We start from the raw sequence: 18,083 nt of genomic DNA, 5'->3' as shown, positions 1-18,083 counted from the left end.
AGATTCATTGCCCAAATTACCAGCTACAAAATTATTATAATAATCTTAGAAGACCAGTCCTTTTTAACATAATTCACGACGATAATCCATTTTGGGAAAATAGTGCCCACAAAAGGCCTGTTCCACATTTCAAAAAAGCTTTTGGGATGATTTTGATACTACTTGAACGTTAGCATGGCAATCCTATTTTTGCCGGCAGCATAGGCAATGCTGTCATTAGCGAATCGCAGGGTATAAAAGGATGCATCCGCTATTTTTGACCAGCTTTTGCCCCGATCGGAAGAATACGAAATTCCGGTTAAGCCAACGGCCACGATCGCATTTCCTCCATAATTGGGCACAAACTGCACGCAACTTTTATAATCAGGTTCAGAACCGTTGGCAATTAATGTCCAAGACCTTCCTCCATCCTCTGTCATTGCTTTATTGGCATTGTTACCCTCTGGTACCGTATAATCACCACCGATGGCGATTCCTAGGTGTTCATCGTAAAAATCGATCGAATAAATACCCTGTGTCGGTTTTTCCTTTACTATAGGGGTCGTAAAGTGCTCCCAGGTCTTACCCTTGTCGGCAGAAAAATAGATCGAGCTGCTTGTTGTGGCGATCCAAACCTTATCCCCAACCGTTTTGATATTGGTATTACTGGCGGCAAAAGCACCCTCGGAACTAGACCCTTCAGGCAGTTCTGAGCACGGAAGCTTATTCCAAGTATGGCCGCCATCCCTAGTGATGATTATTGATAAACATCCATCCACGGCGTCACCAACGGCAATGCCTTCCATATCATTCCAAAAAGCCATGGCATCATAAAAAACATGTTCCCCATCTTCCCGATAGACCAATTCCATACCATTATCACCTGTTTTATAAAGCAGGGCCGGACTTGCAATCGACAACATAAAAAAATCAGTAGCCGTATGTGCCACGGCCCTAAATTCAGGAAATATCGAATCCTGCTTTATTCGGTTGGCACGAACCTGTTTTGTGCTGAGGTCAATATTGCCAAAAGTGCCTTTATTGGTAGCAAAGGCCAAACTGTTATCCATAAGTTCTATGGCCCTAAAATTAAGGGAATCCTCATAAATCGTCTGAATACCTACCGAGGTAAAAGGTTTGATCTCTTTTTTACTTTCACAAGCAAATACCATAAACAGCATCAGGGGATATATGTAATTTCGCATGGGAATAATTTTTGGCAAAAATAGACAGAATAGCTTGCAAAACGATACCTTTGCAGCCTTATTTTTAGATATGAAACTTCATAGGAATTTAGTTTTTGCAGTGGTCGATGCGCTTGGATTTATCTTCAATGATGGGGAATATGCTGATAAGGTTGTAGAAAAAACATTGAAAAGGGATAAACGCTGGGGCGCACGTGATCGTGGATTTATTGCCGAAACTACCTATGATATTGTCCGTTGGAAGCGCTTGTATGCCGAAATTGCGGAAGTCAAGGCACCTTATACCCGGGCCAATCTTTTTCGGATGTTTGCAGTTTGGGCGGTGTTACGAGGAATCGAACTACCCGATTGGAAACAATTGGAACCTGTACCTGCACGACGGATCAAAGGTAAGTTCGATGAACTTTCCAAAATCAGAAAATACAGGGAGTCTATTCCCGATTGGTTGGATGCCTTGTGCGAGAAAGCCTTGGGCGATGCGTTATGGACGAAGGAAATTGCGGCCCTCAACCAACAAGCTCAGGTCATTTTACGGGTCAACACCTTAAAGACGACTAAGGAAAATCTAAGAAAAACGTTATTGGATGATGGCATCGTGGCAGAAACCATAAAAGGGTATCCTGATGCCTTGATGCTGACGGAACGTGCGAACGTTTTTGTTACATCAGCCTTTAAAGATGGTTATTTTGAAGTACAGGATGCCTCTTCCCAGTTGGTATCTCAATTTTTGGATGCGCAACCAGGCCACCGTGTAATAGATGCATGTGCAGGTGCGGGTGGCAAAACGCTGCATCTGGCGGCCCTTATGCAGAACAAAGGCCAGCTCATTGCCTTGGACATCTATGAAAACAAGTTGAAAGAGTTAAAACGCAGGGCACGAAGAAATGGGGCACATAATATTGAACCACGGCCTATCACTTCAACCAAGGTGATCAAAAAATTGCATGGTACCGCAGACAGGGTGCTCATTGATGCACCCTGCACAGGCCTCGGTGTCTTGCGTAGAAACCCGGATGCTAAATGGAAATTACAACCCGACTTTTTAGAGAAAATCGTTAAAACACAGCAAGAAATCATACGCAGTTATAGCCAAATGGTAAAACCCGGGGGCAAAATGGTATATGCCACCTGTTCAATACTACCCCAGGAAAACAGCGATCAGGTAAAATCATTCTTGGCCTCAGCGGAGGGTGCTGATTTTTCTTTGGCCAAGGAACAAAAGATATATGCGTCAAAGAGCGGGTTTGATGGATTTTATATAGCATTACTGGAGAAGAATTAATTCCTCCCTTTATCCCTCCTTTATTTGAGGGAGAAACTCATTCCCAAGAAAAAAAGGTAATTTTAAAACAACGATTTTATTGCAATTTCCCCTCTAGAAAGAGGGGATTAAGGGGTGTGTAGATTATGAATGATTATTTTTATAAAAAATCCGCACCGGTGTTATGAAAATCAAGTATAATCCGAAACTCAAAGAATTAGCTCGGCAACTCCGTAATAATGCCACTAAATCGGAAATTCGTTTATGGTAAAAATTGAAGCGGGATCAAATGTATGGCTATGATTTTCATAGACAAAAACCTATAGATGAATACATTGTGGATTTCTTTTGTAACAAATTGCAATTAGCCATAGAATGTGATGGTTATTCCCATCAAATCTTGGAAGTTTGGGAAAAGGATGTAAAAAGAACCAAACAATTGAATGAACTTGGTATCCATGTACTTCGCTTTTCGGATTATCAGATTATGAACGATATGGAAAATGTCTTAAGAGCGATTGAAGACTATATTTTAACATTTGAAGAGAATGGTCATAGGCCTCCGACTTTTGAAAATTATCAATAGAATATGAACATCAAAAAACACCTCCCTAAGTCCCTCCTTATTAGGAGGGAGGCACTATTTAAACACTTATACAAAACTAATTCTGTTTACTTTTACGTTTATATACCTCCTATGAAAAGCATGTAAGGGGTTTCGCCAAAGTAAGGGCAAAGGGGTACGCAATACAATAGCCAAGCCTATTGCTAGCTCTACCAAGAACCTTGCTTCTTATCTCTAACGAACAAAGAACATCTTTCAAAGTAATCAACAATCAGTATGGATAACTGTTAACTTCTCCACTACTTTTATAGCCTAAAAAGATTTAAATTTGTGCTTTCTTGAACTTAACACTTTATAGAATTCATGATTCACTTTTTCGGGGATGTCACAACAAAAGTTTTTGCAGTACAAACACAACAAGAACTTTCTCAGGAAGATACTAATAAACTCACTTGGTTATTTGGCAACCAACCCAAGCTAAATAGGGCGTCTCTCGACGCCTTTTTTGTTGGTCCAAGGGCGGCCATGGTGACTCCATGGAGCACCAATGCCACCGAAATAACCCAGAATATGGGTATTCGCGGCATCATCCGAATTGAGGAATTCAAGGGGGTCGCGGCCGATTTTAAAACATTCGACCCCATGCTCTCGCAAAAATACAAAGGGTTGACACAGGAAGTTTTCATGATCGAGGTAGTTCCTGAAGCCATTATGGAGATTGATGACATTGCGGCGTACAATGCCCAGGAAGGGCTGGCCTTAAGTGAAGAGGAAGTGGATTACCTAGATCGTATGTCCCAAAAAATAGGGCGCAAATTGACCGATTCCGAAGTGTTCGGTTTCAGCCAAGTGAATTCGGAACATTGCCGCCATAAAATCTTCAATGGTACCTTCATCATTGATGGCGTTGAAAAACCAAGCTCGCTTTTTAAGCTGATCAAGAAAACTTCCCACGAAAATCCAAATGATATCGTTTCGGCCTATAAGGACAATGTGGCTTTTGTAAAAGGACCAAAAGTCATTCAGTTTGCGCCCAAGAGTGCCGATAAGCCCGATTATTATGAAGAAAAGGAATTTATCTCGGTACTTTCTTTAAAGGCGGAAACCCATAATTTTCCCACTACCGTAGAACCCTTTAACGGGGCTGCCACAGGTTCGGGAGGTGAGATCCGCGATCGTTTGGCCGGGGGCAAAGGTTCTATACCCTTGGCCGGTACCGCTGTTTATATGACCTCCTATTCAAGATTGGAGGAAAACCGTTCATGGGAAAAGGCCATGCCAGAACGCAACTGGTTGTACCAGACCCCCATGGATATCCTTATCAAGGCTTCGAACGGGGCATCTGATTTCGGTAATAAATTTGGACAACCTTTGATTGCAGGGTCGGTATTGACTTTTGAACATCAAGAGGTCTCGACTGCGCTCGAACAGACAGTTAGAAGATTAGGGTATGATAAAGTCATTATGCAAGCCGGTGGTATCGGTTACGGCAAGGCTGACCAAGCATTGAAAGATACTCCCAATACGGGGGACAAGATCGTTATTCTTGGGGGTGATAATTATCGCATTGGTATGGGGGGTGCAGCCGTTTCCAGCGCCGATACTGGCGAATTCAGTGCAGCGATAGAATTGAATGCTGTTCAACGCTCCAACCCTGAAATGCAAAAAAGAGCTGCCAATGCCATTCGTGGTATGGTAGAAAATGACGAAAATCCGATAGTCTCGATCCATGACCACGGTGCAGGTGGCCATCTTAACTGTTTATCAGAACTGGTTGAGGATACCGGAGGAAAGATTGACTTGGATAAATTGCCTATTGGTGATCCTACCTTATCCGCCAAGGAAATCATAGGGAATGAATCCCAAGAGCGAATGGGATTGGTCATTGGTAAGAAGGATGTGGATCTTCTGCATCGAATAGCCGATCGCGAACGTTCGCCCATGTATGAAGTCGGTGAGGTGACAGGAGACCATCGATTTACGTTCGAATCAAATTCCAAAGGGGATAAACCAATGGACCTTGATTTGGAAGACATGTTCGGAAGCTCTCCAAAAACAATAATGAACGATCTTACGGTCGAACGTAACTATGAAAACCCCGCATACACCCTGGAGCATTTTCATACGTATTTAGACCAAGTACTTCAATTGGAGGCCGTGGCCTGTAAAGACTGGTTGACGAACAAGGTCGATCGTTGCGTAGGTGGTCGGGTGGCCAAACAGCAATGTGCAGGCCCGCTGCAATTGCCTTTGAATAACTGCGGGGTAATGGCCATGGATTATAAAGGGAAGGATGGTATTGCCACTTCCATTGGTCACTCCCCTATCACAGGTTTAATAGACCCGGTTGCCGGGAGTAGAAACAGTATTACCGAGGCCTTGACCAATATCATCTGGGCACCGCTCAAAGAAGGACTCAAATCGATTTCCTTATCCGCCAACTGGATGTGGCCTTGTAAGAATGAGGGGGAAGATGCGCGATTGTACGAGGCTGTACAGGCCGTTTCAGACTTTTCAATAGCCTTGGGCATCAATGTGCCCACGGGCAAGGATTCCCTTTCCATGAAACAGAAATATAAGGATGGTGAAGTGATTTCCCCGGGAACCGTGATTATCTCGGCCGCCGGTCATTGCGATGATATCACGAAAGTGGTCGAACCCGTTTTAAAGCGAGACGGAGGTGCCATCTACTACATCAATATTTCTAAGGACAATTACAAATTAGGAGGTTCGTCATTTGCCCAAATTTTAAATACCATTGGCAATGAGGCCCCAACAGTACAGGATGCAGCCTATGTGAAATCGGTTTTCAACACCATGCAACAGGCGGTTAGAAATGGTCATATTCTGGCCGGGCATGATGTCGCCTCAGGTGGATTGATCACCACGCTGTTGGAAATGTGTTTTGCCGATACCGATTTGGGTGCTATGCTGGATTTATCCTCTTTGGGTGAAGCGGATAGTATAAAATTATTATTTTCCGAAAATGCCGGGATTGTTTTTCAAGCAAAGGATGATTCAAGCATTGAATCCCTTTTGGCTGCCGATATCGATGTCAAAAAAATAGGGCGTGTAGTTAATGAATCCAAGTTGACCATTAAAAATGGCAGCATGGAACTTGGTCTGAATATAGCTTCCTTAAGGGACACTTGGTTCAAAACCTCTTTCTTATTGGATGATAAACAAACAGCGAATAACCTTGCAAAAAATCGATTCGTAAATTATAAGAATCAGCCCCTGCGGTACATTTTTCCAGAAGCGTTCGCGGGCACATTGCCAAAACAAGGACCGTCAAGACCTAAAGCAGCAATCCTTAGGGAAAAAGGAAGCAATTCGGAACGCGAAATGGCCAATGCCATGTATTTGGCAGGTTTTGATGTGAAGGATGTGCATATGACCGATCTTATTTCAGGACGTGAGACACTTGAGGACATCCAATTTATAGGCGCTGTCGGTGGATTCTCTAATTCCGATGTATTGGGTAGCGCCAAAGGTTGGGCCGGTGCCTTCAAGTACAATGAAATGGCCAATACGGCTTTAAAGGATTTCTTTGCGCGCCCAGATACCTTGTCTGTTGGTATTTGTAACGGATGTCAATTGTTCATGGAATTGGATTTGATAAATCCCGATCATGGGCAACATGGCAGAATGACCTATAATGACTCCCAAAAACACGAAAGTAGCTTTACCTCTGTAAAGATCCAAAAGAACAATTCGATCATGTTATCCACTTTGGCTGGCACCACCTTAGGTGTTTGGATATCCCATGGGGAGGGCAAGTTTAAACTGCCCCATCCAGAGAACACCTATGATATTGTGGCCAAATATGGTTATGAGGGTTATCCGGCCAATCCAAATGGCAGTGATTACAATACGGCCATGTTATGCGATAAGACCGGACGGCATTTGGTGACCATGCCCCATATAGAACGTTCCATTTTCCCTTGGAACTGGGCACACTACCCTACCGATCGCAATGATAAGGTATCCCCTTGGATCGAGGCTTTCGAAAATGCGAGAAAATGGGTCGAGCAACATAGGTAACCCCTTTTTCGTACCTGTAGCAATAAGAAAGGAGCCATGGTAAAGGCTCCTTTCTTGCTAACTCAACTCAACTAAACTCAACTATAAAACTAAACTCTATTTTTTTGAATAATCGGCATAAATGGCTTTTTCAAAAGCCTCCCAATGCTCGGGTGTCATTCGTTCCGGTGTAAATAAACAGATACCAGTGGCCCCATTTTCCATGGAACCTCGTATGGCCGTTTCCATTTCCGATGGCAGTAAACCGTGGTTCTCGGGATCCTTTTCACCGGTCTTCGCTTCGGGATTAGGGCATATGAACAAGCCACTGTATATGGGTTTTGAACCATTGACGGCAGCCACCTCTTCCTGAGTGATTTCGGCCAGCCACGCTGGGCCTTCCAGATAAAAATCATTATAATTCATGGGATAAATGGCATCCAAATCCCATTTGTTCCATTCTTGGCGTACCAATTTTTTTGCGAGTGTGGGACCTGGGAATACGGCAGCATTGATCACTTTTCCTTTTTCATGGACGACATTAGCCAATCGACCCACCAATTTGGTGATCACATCATATCTGAATTGTTTCCATTCCTTTACCTGTGAGGGGTCTTCGACCGCCTTGATATCGATTCCGGTCTCCTCCTTAAAATCAGAGACACAGGTGTCACAATAGCAATAATCATATTCGGGAAATTCACGATCCATAACCAAGCCATACTTCTCCCATAAGCCCCGAGCCAAAATCACATCGGGAAATCGAATGAAATCCAAGTGAATACCATCCACTTCATCCACCTCGGCAACACTTCCATAGAGATCTGCCAAAAATTCATAGGTACCTTCCTTATTCGGACATAGAAACTTGTAATGATCGACATAGGCAGGCTTATCAAAGGCCGATTCCCCCTTACCATTGATAGCATAGAGCTCTTTGGCTATTTTAGGATTCTCCCCTTGCACCATCGTGGGTATCCACGTATGGAATTCCATACCTGCTTCCTTAACCAACGCCCCGACCCTTTTATAGGTTGCGGGATCATGACCTCCGCTGTACATGAGTCCATCGATTCCTTTTTCCTTAAAATCATTGAATTTGGTGGCTAGTTCTTGATCCGTGGCATTACCCGGACCACCGGTCCATGCATATACGGGGATTTTAGTTCCCTTTTCAGTACATGAAACCAATGCAAAAGTTGCCAAACAGAGCACTAAAAACCTTTTCATCATTGTTGTAATTTGATTGTACCCGTGAACTTAATAAAAGTATTGCTTGTGCTCTCCAATTCTTAGCTTAACAACAACGATGCCCATATAAACAACACAAAACAAAGCACTTCTTTATTTAATTTGGTTTGAACCATTCGAAAATCGATTTTCCAATCGACTTTAAATCGCATAAAAATGAAGAAATCGTAAATATTATGGCTTTTATTTGTCAAACTCATTTTAAATCCCAACTGCTTTTCCTATTTTGCAATGACCAATCCGTAACTACGTATGTCAGAGATTACCCGCCTTTTTGATTTTCCATACTATCAATTGGAAAAGTATAATCTAACAAATGCCCTTGTAACGAAGTATGATGGCCTTTGGGTAAACACGTCTACACAAGAGTATATTGATCGGGCCAATGCCATAAGCCGCGGATTATTGCGCATGGGGGTTGCTAAAAATGATAAGATCGCCGTGATTTCGATGACCAATAGAACCGAATGGAATGTGGTCGATATTGGCGTCTTACAGCTCGGGGCACAAAATGTACCCATTTATCCTACCATTTCAGAACAGGATTATGAATATATTTTGAATCATAGCGAGGCTACATATTGTTTTGTCTCTTGCGTCGAAGTGCTGGACAAAGTCAATAAAATAAAAGATAATGTACCCAAGTTAAAGGAGGTTTTTTCTTTTGATCGAATCGCTGGTTGCAAGAACTGGGACGAGGTATTGAAATTGGGGGAAGATAAATCGAACGCCCCGGAGGTAGACAAAAGAAAGGATCAAGTAGCAGCCGGAGATCTAGCGACTTTGATCTATACTTCAGGTACAACGGGACAGCCTAAGGGCGTGATGCTTTCCCACCATAATATTGTATCGAACGTTATTGATAGCGAAAAAAGGGTCCCAATAGCAATGGGTAAAACAAAAGCCCTTAGTTTTCTACCTGTTTGCCATGTGTTTGAACGCATGATACTATACCTATACCAATTCTGTGGTGTTCAAATATACTTTGCGGAATCGCTCGAGAAAATGACGGAAAACCTAAAAGAAGTTAAACCAAATATCATGACCGCAGTGCCTAGACTCTATGAAAAGGTATATGATAAAATTGTGGCAAAGGGCGGCGAATTGAAAGGCATTAAAAAGGCCCTGTTTTTTTGGTCCTTAAATGTTGGCCTTACATATGAACCCTATGGGGCGAACGGATGGTGGTACGAACAAAAATTGAAGCTGGCACGTAAGCTGATATTCAGTAAATGGCAAGAAGCCTTAGGAGGTAATCTTGAACTTATGGTATCGGGTAGTGCTGCCTTGCAACCTCGATTGACTCGGGTTTTTGCGGCGGCCCAAATGCCAATTATGGAAGGGTATGGTCTTACAGAAACTTCACCCGTGGTCTCAGTTAATGATCAAAGAAATGGTGGGTTCAGGATTGGAACGGTAGGTAGACTGATCGATAACGTGGAAGTGAAAATAGCTGAGGATGGCGAAATCTTGGTGAAAGGCCCCAATGTTATGCTAGGGTATTACAAAGATCCCGAAAAAACGGCCACGGTTATGACCGGGGACTATTTTCACACAGGCGATATTGGCGAAATGGACTCCGAAGGTTTTTTAAAGATAACCGACCGCAAGAAAGAAATGTTCAAGACATCGGGTGGCAAATATGTTGCGCCCGCTTTGATTGAAAATGAATTAAAGCAATCGCGCTTTATCGAACAGGTAATGGTGATCGGTGAAGGTGAAAAAATGCCGGCGGCCTTGATCCAGCCCGATTTTCTATTTGTCAAGGAATGGGGCAAGAGACATCAGTTGAATTTTACCACCATGGCTGATGTAGTCAATAATGACAAGGTATTGGCTCGATTCCAAGAGGAAATCGATCATGCCAATGTGAATTTCGCCAAATGGGAAAAAGTTAAAGCCTTTAGATTGACACCCGATGCATGGACAATAGATGGGGGGCACCTTACCCCTACCATGAAACTGAAAAGGAAGGCAATCAAAGAAATCTACAGCGACCTATGCAATGATATTTATGGGCATTGATTACCCAACCCTAAGGCTTCCTAAATATCAAATTTTATAAGGACTTCAACAACAAGGACATTTTTTTATAGCTATTTACTATGCATGCATAGTAATTTTCCCTATATTTGAGAGCCAATCCGTCCTTTATGAAAGATGCAACCATTGATTATGTCTTGAGAGCCACTTGGCAAGCTGTTGCTAGAATGTATAATGAACAGGCCAAATCTTTCGAATCGACAATGGCGGTAGGTTTTACCTTGTTGAGTATTGATCCGAAAACAGGAACTCCTTCAACCGCCTTAGGTCCGAAAATGGGAATGGAGGCCACCAGTCTTTCCAGGATTCTCAAAAGCATGGAGGATAAAGGGCTGATAAAGCGTAAGCCCAATCCCAAGGATGGTAGAGGGGTTTTGATACACTTGACCGATTTTGGCCTGGAGAAAAGAAAAGACTCTAAAGATGCCGTTTTGCGGTTTAATGAAGTGGTACGGGCCAATGTTACAGAGGAAAAGTTAGATTGCTTTTTTGAGGTTATGGAGACCATAAACAAACTTGTAATAGAAAAAGGTATTTATGTATAGAAGATTCAAAACAATTTAATTCAGCTATAATTATATAACTACATGAACAAGCATATTCAAAAAGTAGCGGTAATTGGTTCTGGAATAATGGGAAGTGGTATTGCCTGTCATTTCGCCAATATTGGGGTAGAAGTATTATTGCTAGATATTATTCCTAGGGAACTCGACGACAAAGAAAAGGCAAAAGGACTTTCCTTAGAAGATAAGGTGGTACGCAATAGATTGGTGAACAATGCCTTGGCTGCTGCCTTGAAATCAAAGCCATCCCCTATTTACCATCAAAAATTCGCCTCTAGGATCACTACGGGGAATCTTGAGGATGATATTGCCAAGGTATCCAAAGTGGATTGGATCATCGAGGTTGTTGTTGAGCGATTGGACATCAAGAAAAAAGTTTTCGAGAATCTCGATAAACACAGGACGCCCGGTACGTTGATCACCTCAAACACATCCGGTATCCCCATTAAATTCATGTCTGATGGGCGCAGTGATGATTTCCAAAAGCATTTCTGTGGCACCCACTTTTTCAATCCTGCCCGTTATTTAAAATTGTTCGAAATCATCCCAGGGCCAAAAACTTCGCCAGAAGTATTGGAATTCCTAAATAGTTATGGTGAAAAGTTCTTGGGCAAAACCTCTGTTGTAGCCAAGGATACGCCCGCATTCATAGGTAATCGTATCGGCATATTCAGTATCCAAAGTCTTTTCCATATGGTAAAGGATATGGGAATGACCGTTGAGGAGGTTGATAAACTGACAGGTCCGGTAATTGGTAGGCCAAAATCGGCCACGTTCCGCACAGTGGATGTCGTAGGGTTGGATACACTGGTGCATGTGGCGAATGGGATTTATGAAAATTGCCCCGATGATGAAAAGCACGAGCTTTTTAAATTGCCAGATTTCATCAATACTATGATGGAAAAAAATTGGTTGGGAAGCAAAACCGGACAAGGGTTTTATAAAAAGGTGAAAGGTGCAGATGGTAAAAGCGAGATTTTGACCTTGGATTTGGATACCATGGAGTATCGTTCTAAGAAAAGCGCAAAATTCGCCACCCTAGAACTGACCAAGACGATTGATAAGGTTGTTGACCGATTTAAAGTTCTTGTCGCAGGTAAGGATAAGGCAGGCCAATTCTATAGAAAGAGTTTTGCCGCCTTGTTCGCATATGTCTCCCATAGGATTCCCGAGATAACCGATGAGCTGTATAAGATCGATGATGCCATGAAAGCCGGTTTCGGATGGGAACAGGGTCCCTTCCAGATTTGGGATGCCATCGGACTTAAAGAAGGTCTTGATATTATGAAGGCAGAAGGTGAAAAACCTGCGGAATGGATATCTAAAATGGTAGCGGCAGGTATTGGTTCTTTTTATTCCGTAAAGGAAGGAGCTTCCTATTTCTATGATATCCCGACAAAATCAATGGTAAAAGTACCTGGACAGGATGCCTTTATCATTTTGGACAACATTCGAAAATCGAACGAGGTGTTCAAAAACAGTGGTGTGGTTATCGAGGATCTCGGTGATGGTATCTTGAATGTGGAATTCCAATCAAAGATGAACACCATTGGAGGCGATGTATTGGCCGGCTTGAACAAGGCCATTGATTTGGCCGAAAAGGATTTCCAAGGCTTGGTTGTTGGTAACCAAGCAGCCAATTTTTCTGTAGGTGCCAATATCGGAATGATATTCATGATGGCTGTTGAGCAAGAGTATGATGAGCTTAATATGGCCATTAAAATGTTCCAGGATACCATGATGCGCATGCGTTATTCGTCGATCCCGACGATCTCAGCTCCTCATGGAATGACTTTAGGCGGTGGTTGTGAATTATCCATGCATGCCGATAAGGTCGTTGCAGCCGCCGAAACCTACATTGGTCTAGTTGAATTTGGTGTTGGGGTAATTCCTGGCGGCGGTGGATCGAAAGAATTTGCACTACGCGCTTCGGATACTTTCAAAAAGAATGATGTTGAACTTAATGTATTACAGGAATATTTCTTGACCATTGGTATGGCCAAAGTATCCACTTCGGCCTATGAGGCCTTTGATTTGGGGATTCTTCAAAAAGGAAAGGATATCGTGGTGGTCAACAAAGACCGACAGATAGCTACTGCCAAGGCCTATGCGAAGTTAATGGCGGAAACAGGATATACGAAACCTATAAAACGAAAAGACATCAAGGTACTCGGCAAACAAGCCTTAGGAATGTTCTTGGTAGGAACCGACGCTATGGAGGCGAGTCATTATATCAGCGAACACGACCAAAAGATCGCCAACAAATTAGCTTATGTGATGGCAGGTGGTGATTTATCGGAACCTACCCTGGTGAGTGAACAATACTTGTTGGATTTAGAACGGGAAGCCTTCTTAAGCCTTTGCACCGAACGGAAAACCCTTGAACGCATACAGCATATGCTTAAAACGGGTAAACCATTAAGGAATTAGTATTGAGTATTGAGATAATAGTGTTAAGTAGATAGGCCATATGCATAAAGTTGAAGATTTGAAAATATGGGAAAAAGCGATGAAATTGACCAAAGAGGTTTATTTCCTTATTTCCGAATTACCTCCGGATGAAAAATATGGTCTAAGCTCTCAAATAAAAAGATGCTCGGTATCTATTCCCTCAAATATCGCTGAGGGTGCAGGTCGGAATTCCACTAAAGAATTTAAACATTTTTTGAGTATTGCGAATGGTTCTTGTTATGAACTACTTACTCAATTAATTCTAATTACAGAACTCAATTTAATCAATAAAGAAAAAGTAAAACCAGTAATTGATATATGTATTGAAATTCAAAAAATGAATTATTCATTTCAACAAAAATTATAATTCTCAATACTCAAATCTCAATACTCAATTCTAAATAGAATATGAAAACAGCATACATAGTAAAAGCATATAGAACGGCGGTTGGCAAAGCCCCTAAGGGTGTATTCCGTTTTAAACGAACCGATGAGCTGGCAGCTGAAACCATACAATACATGATGAAGGAGTTGCCCGATTTTGATAAAAAACGAATTGATGATGTCATTGTCGGAAATGCCATGCCCGAAGGATCTCAAGGGCTTAATATGGCACGGTTGATCTCTTTGATGGGGTTGGATATTGTGGATGTGCCCGGGGTTACCGTAAACCGGTTTTGTTCGTCCGGTATTGAAACCATTGGTATCGCAACAGCCAAAATACAAGCAGGAATGGCCGACTGTATTATTGCTGGGGGTGCAGAGAGCATGAGTGCTGTCCCTATGACGGGATATAAGACCGAATTGAACTATGATTTGGTCAAATCAGGACATGAGGATTATTATTGGGGAATGGGTAATACCGCCGAAGCAGTCGCGAATGAATTTAAGGTTTCAAGGGAAGACCAAGATGAATTCGCTTACAATTCACATATGAAAGCATTGAAAGCACAGGCAGAAAATCGTTTTCAGGATCAGATCGTGCCTATCGAGGTAACACAAACCTATGTGGACGAAAATGGGAAAAAGGCGACCAAAAAATATACCGTCACTAAAGACGAAGGGCCGCGAGCCGGAACTAGTTTGGAAGCCTTAGCGAATTTACGCCCTGTCTTCGCAGCTGGTGGCAGCGTAACTGCTGGCAACTCCTCCCAAATGAGTGATGGCGCAGCCTTTGTTCTGGTCATGAGTGAGGCAATGGTCAAAGAATTGAAATTGGAACCCATAGCACGGTTGGTCAATTATGCGGCCGCGGGTGTGCCGCCACGGATTATGGGTATTGGCCCTGTTGCCGCAGTCCCAAAAGCGTTGAAGCAAGCAGGACTGAAACAAAATGATATTGAGCTTATAGAACTCAATGAAGCCTTCGCCTCCCAATCACTTGCTGTAATTAGGGAGTTGGACCTCAATCAGGAAATTGTCAATGTAAATGGTGGGGCCATTGCGTTGGGCCATCCTTTGGGATGTACGGGGGCAAAATTATCCGTTCAAGTATTCGATGAAATGAGAAAGAGAAATATGCAGGGTAAATACGGCATGGTAACAATGTGTGTAGGTACAGGACAGGGAGCTGCAGGGATTTATGAATTTTTAAAATAAAGATATGAGTAATTAGAATTGAGTATTGAGACTTTGATTCTCCTGCTCAATACTCCTTACTAAATACTAAATACTAAAAAAAATGAGCACCGAAACAAAAAACGAAGATTTACTAAGAGGCGGACAATTCTTGGTCAAAGAAACCAAATGTGAAGATGTGTTTACATTGGAGGATTTGTCCGAAGAGCAACGTATGATGCGGGATAGCACCAAAGAATTTGTCGATCGCGAACTTTGGGCACATTGGGAACGCTTTGAGAAGAAAGACTATACCTACACAGAAGCCTGTATGCACAAAGCCGGTGACCTTGGACTATTGTCCGTTGCCGTACCCGAAGCTTATGGTGGATTGGGTATGGGATTTGTATCCACAATGTTGGTGTGCGATTATATATCGGGGGCAACAGGTTCGTTCAGTACGGCATTCGGAGCCCATACTGGTATCGGTACCATGCCCATTACCCTTTATGGTACCGAGGAGCAAAAGCAAAAATATGTGCCTAGATTGGCCACTGGGGAATGGTTTGGGGCCTATTGCCTAACAGAACCAGGTGCTGGATCCGATGCCAATTCGGGAAAAACCAAGGCCGTACTATCCAAAGATGGTACCTATTATTCCATTTCAGGACAGAAGATGTGGATCTCAAATGCAGGATTTTGCAATATGTTCATTGTTTTTGCCCGAATCGAGGATGATAAATACATCACTGGTTTTATTGTTGAAAATGACCCAAAAAATGGTATATCCATGGGGGAAGAGGAAAAAAAATTGGGAATTCACTCCTCCTCGACCCGTCAAGTGTTTTTCAGCGAAACCAAAGTGCCTGTTGAAAATATGCTGTCCGAACGCGGCAATGGTTTTAAGATAGCCATGAACGCCTTGAATATTGGACGAATCAAATTGGCCGCCGCTTGTTTGGAAGCACAACGACGTGTCATAGGCGAATCGGTGAAATATGCCAAGGAGCGTAAACAGTTCAATACGCCGATTATGAATTTTGGGGCGATAAAAGCAAAAATTGCCGAAATGTGTACGAATACCTATGCCGGGGAATCGGCCAGTTACCGTGCCGCCAAAAATATCGAGGATAGGATCGCCTTACGCGAAGCCGCCGGCAATACCCATCAGGAGGCCGAGTTGAAAGGGGTCGAGGAATATGCCATAGAATGTTCCATCTTGAAAGTAGCGGTTTCAGAACACGTTCAAAGTACCACCGATGAAGGCATACAGATTTTCGGGGGAATGGGATTCAGCGCGGATGCACCGATGGAGAAAGCCTGGAGAGATGCGCGAATATCCCGTATTTATGAGGGCACCAACGAAATCAACCGTATGTTGGTAGTTGGCATGCTGGTCAAAAAAGCGATGAAAGGACATGTTGATCTCTTAGGACCCGCAACAAAGGTCGGGGAGGAATTAATGGGCATCCCTTCATTCGATACCCCAGATTTTTCAGCACTTTTCGCAGAAGAAAAAGACCTGATCGCCAGATTGAAAAAAGTGTTTCTAATGGTTGCTGGTAGTGCGGTACAAAAATATGGCACAGAACTTGAAAATCACCAACAATTGATGATGTCAGCAGCCGATATCCTGATACAGATCTATATTGCCGAATCGACCCTTCTAAGAACGGAAAAAAATGCCAAACGCTTTGGTGAAGAGGCCCAAGCCATTCAAATCGCAATGTCCAAATTGTATTTGTACCATGCAGTTGAAATCGCCATTTCCAAAGGTAAGGAAGCCATAACTTCTTTTGCTGAAGGCGATGAGCAACGGATGATGCTGATGGGACTTAAACGCTTTACAAAATATACCAATAACCCCAATGTAGTGGCCTTGCGCATACAGATTGCCGATAAGGTCGCTGCGGATAACGGTTACACCTTTGACTAATTCAAATTGAGACTTTTATTTTGAAGTAAAAACCGTCCTCACGATACTGTCAGGACGGTTTTTTATTTTAGCAGGTTAGGACATAACCAAAGTCTTTTGAAAATCTACGTATTAATTTGCATTTTTTTAACAATATATTTGGATGTTGTTAAGAATTTTGCATATTTTACCACCATAAATCTAAAACAAATAGAAAAATGAAAAAAAGCCTTACACTCTTGAAAAAAATTTATTTACCCTTTTTCTTAGCCTCCTTATTTTTTGTCTCATGTACGACTGAAACCAATATCTCAGACGAAGCGGAACTCAATGCAGTTTATGCAAAGTCCGCTTCCAAAAAAGATTATATGGTTATTTTAAAGGCCGAAGAAATTCCTGATGGTTTTGAGTCCGAAATGGAAAGTTTAGGGGCTACCGTAAAATCTGTAATTCCTGAAATTGGGGTAGCTGTGGTCTCTGCAAGCGAAAATGTTAGCAATAAAATTTCTAAAAAAGGAAATGTTCGATCCGTAGTGCCTGACCTTAAAGTACAATGGATTGAGCCAAGTGATTTTGCTCCTTCAGCATCTCCGCTAAGTATAGGCAGTGATGAGTGGTTTTTTGAGGATTTGTGGGGAATGGATGCCATTGATGCTCCCGAGGCTTGGAATACGGGCCAGACCGGGGAAGGTGTGCGAGTCGCGGTTTTGGATTCTGGAATAGATGGGACCCACCCTGATTTAGCTCCCAACTTAAATACAGATCTAAGTGAATCATTTGTTCCGGGTGAAGATTGGCAGGTACAACCTGGTTTCTACTTCAATCACGGGACCCACGTTGCGGGGACTATTGCTGCAGCAGACAACGAATACGGAGTTATAGGGGTTGCACCAAATGCTGAAATTGTAGCCGTAAAGGTACTTTCGGAATTTTCAGGGTCAGGTGCCTTTAGCTGGATAAATGCTGGAATCGTATATGCGGCAGATATCGGGGCAGACGTTATAAACATGAGTTTAGGAGCAACCTTAAATAAAAATGGTTTTGCAATTGATGAAGATGGTAACCCTATTCGTTATTCACCAAAGAGTATACAAGAAGTGATACATGCGCAACAAAGAGCAATTAATTATGCCTATAGAAATGGGGCTACCATTGTAGTTTCCGCTGGTAATGGGTATACTAATTTTGACGGAAACGGTTCTACCATTAAACTACCTGCCAGTTTAAACAACGTAATCTCTGTTTCTGCCACGGCACCTGAAAGCTGGAT

The 18,083-nt window shown here is 42.6% G+C and carries 12 protein-coding genes; 10 read left to right on the top strand and 2 right to left on the bottom strand.

From position 1 onward, the window contains the following. Nucleotides 1-158: 158 nt before the first annotated feature. Nucleotides 159-1,184 carry a VPS10 domain-containing protein gene (locus tag WBM98_RS02405; protein WP_424364425.1) on the bottom strand — a complete coding sequence of 342 codons (1,026 nt, stop codon included), beginning with the start codon at nucleotides 1,182-1,184 and terminating at the stop codon, nucleotides 159-161. 70 nt (nucleotides 1,185-1,254) lie between these two features. Here WBM98_RS02405 and WBM98_RS02400 point away from each other — a divergent pair, with 70 nt between their 5' ends. The 3 genes from WBM98_RS02400 to purL all read left to right on the top strand — a co-directional run bounded on the left by WBM98_RS02400 (nucleotide 1,255) and on the right by purL (nucleotide 7,054). Beyond that, nucleotides 1,255-2,466 carry an RsmB/NOP family class I SAM-dependent RNA methyltransferase gene (locus WBM98_RS02400; protein ID WP_424364481.1) on the top strand — a complete coding sequence of 404 codons (1,212 nt, stop codon included), beginning with the start codon at nucleotides 1,255-1,257 and terminating at the stop codon, nucleotides 2,464-2,466. Nucleotides 2,467-2,719: 253 nt separating this feature from the next. After that, complete coding sequence (locus WBM98_RS02395; protein WP_424364424.1) at nucleotides 2,720-3,031, top strand: endonuclease domain-containing protein; 312 nt, start codon at nucleotides 2,720-2,722, stop codon at nucleotides 3,029-3,031. Nucleotides 3,032-3,373: 342 nt separating this feature from the next. After that, complete coding sequence (gene purL / locus WBM98_RS02390) at nucleotides 3,374-7,054, top strand: phosphoribosylformylglycinamidine synthase (protein ID WP_424364423.1); 3,681 nt, start codon at nucleotides 3,374-3,376, stop codon at nucleotides 7,052-7,054. Between the two features lie 96 nt (nucleotides 7,055-7,150). On the opposite strand, the gene WBM98_RS02385 is transcribed toward purL, so the two are convergent. Continuing rightward, the gene (locus WBM98_RS02385; RefSeq protein ID WP_424364422.1) at nucleotides 7,151-8,266 is read right to left on the bottom strand and encodes a hypothetical protein; all 1,116 of its coding nucleotides are present in this window, start codon (nucleotides 8,264-8,266) and stop codon (nucleotides 7,151-7,153) included. Between the two features lie 270 nt (nucleotides 8,267-8,536). Here WBM98_RS02385 and WBM98_RS02380 point away from each other — a divergent pair, with 270 nt between their 5' ends. The 7 genes from WBM98_RS02380 to WBM98_RS02350 form a co-directional block, all read left to right on the top strand. After that, nucleotides 8,537-10,309, top strand: coding sequence for an AMP-dependent synthetase/ligase (locus tag WBM98_RS02380; RefSeq protein ID WP_424364421.1), 1,773 nt, complete (start codon nucleotides 8,537-8,539; stop codon nucleotides 10,307-10,309). Nucleotides 10,310-10,437: 128 nt separating this feature from the next. Continuing rightward, entirely contained in the window at nucleotides 10,438-10,872 is a 435-nt protein-coding gene (locus WBM98_RS02375; protein ID WP_424364420.1) for a MarR family winged helix-turn-helix transcriptional regulator, read from the top strand. Between the two features lie 42 nt (nucleotides 10,873-10,914). Continuing rightward, the gene (locus WBM98_RS02370; RefSeq protein WP_424364419.1) at nucleotides 10,915-13,320 is read left to right on the top strand and encodes a 3-hydroxyacyl-CoA dehydrogenase NAD-binding domain-containing protein; all 2,406 of its coding nucleotides are present in this window, start codon (nucleotides 10,915-10,917) and stop codon (nucleotides 13,318-13,320) included. Nucleotides 13,321-13,360: 40 nt separating this feature from the next. Beyond that, nucleotides 13,361-13,708, top strand: a complete 348-nt coding sequence (locus WBM98_RS02365) for a four helix bundle protein (protein ID WP_424364418.1) — start codon at nucleotides 13,361-13,363, stop codon at nucleotides 13,706-13,708. 41 nt (nucleotides 13,709-13,749) lie between these two features. After that, nucleotides 13,750-14,940: an acetyl-CoA C-acyltransferase gene (locus WBM98_RS02360; protein WP_424364417.1), complete on the top strand. Its 1,191-nt coding sequence runs from the start codon at nucleotides 13,750-13,752 to the stop codon at nucleotides 14,938-14,940. 82 nt (nucleotides 14,941-15,022) lie between these two features. Next, complete coding sequence (locus tag WBM98_RS02355; RefSeq protein WP_424364416.1) at nucleotides 15,023-16,834, top strand: acyl-CoA dehydrogenase family protein; 1,812 nt, start codon at nucleotides 15,023-15,025, stop codon at nucleotides 16,832-16,834. 197 nt (nucleotides 16,835-17,031) lie between these two features. Then, nucleotides 17,032-18,083: S8 family peptidase (locus WBM98_RS02350; protein ID WP_424364415.1), on the top strand; the 1,052-nt coding region annotated here is incomplete at its 3' end.

Source organism: Maribacter sp. (assembly GCF_049667165.1).
Lineage (GTDB): Bacteria > Bacteroidota > Bacteroidia > Flavobacteriales > Flavobacteriaceae > Maribacter_A.
Note: the sequence above shows the minus strand (reverse complement) of the source record. Positions and strands in the feature narration are given on the sequence as shown.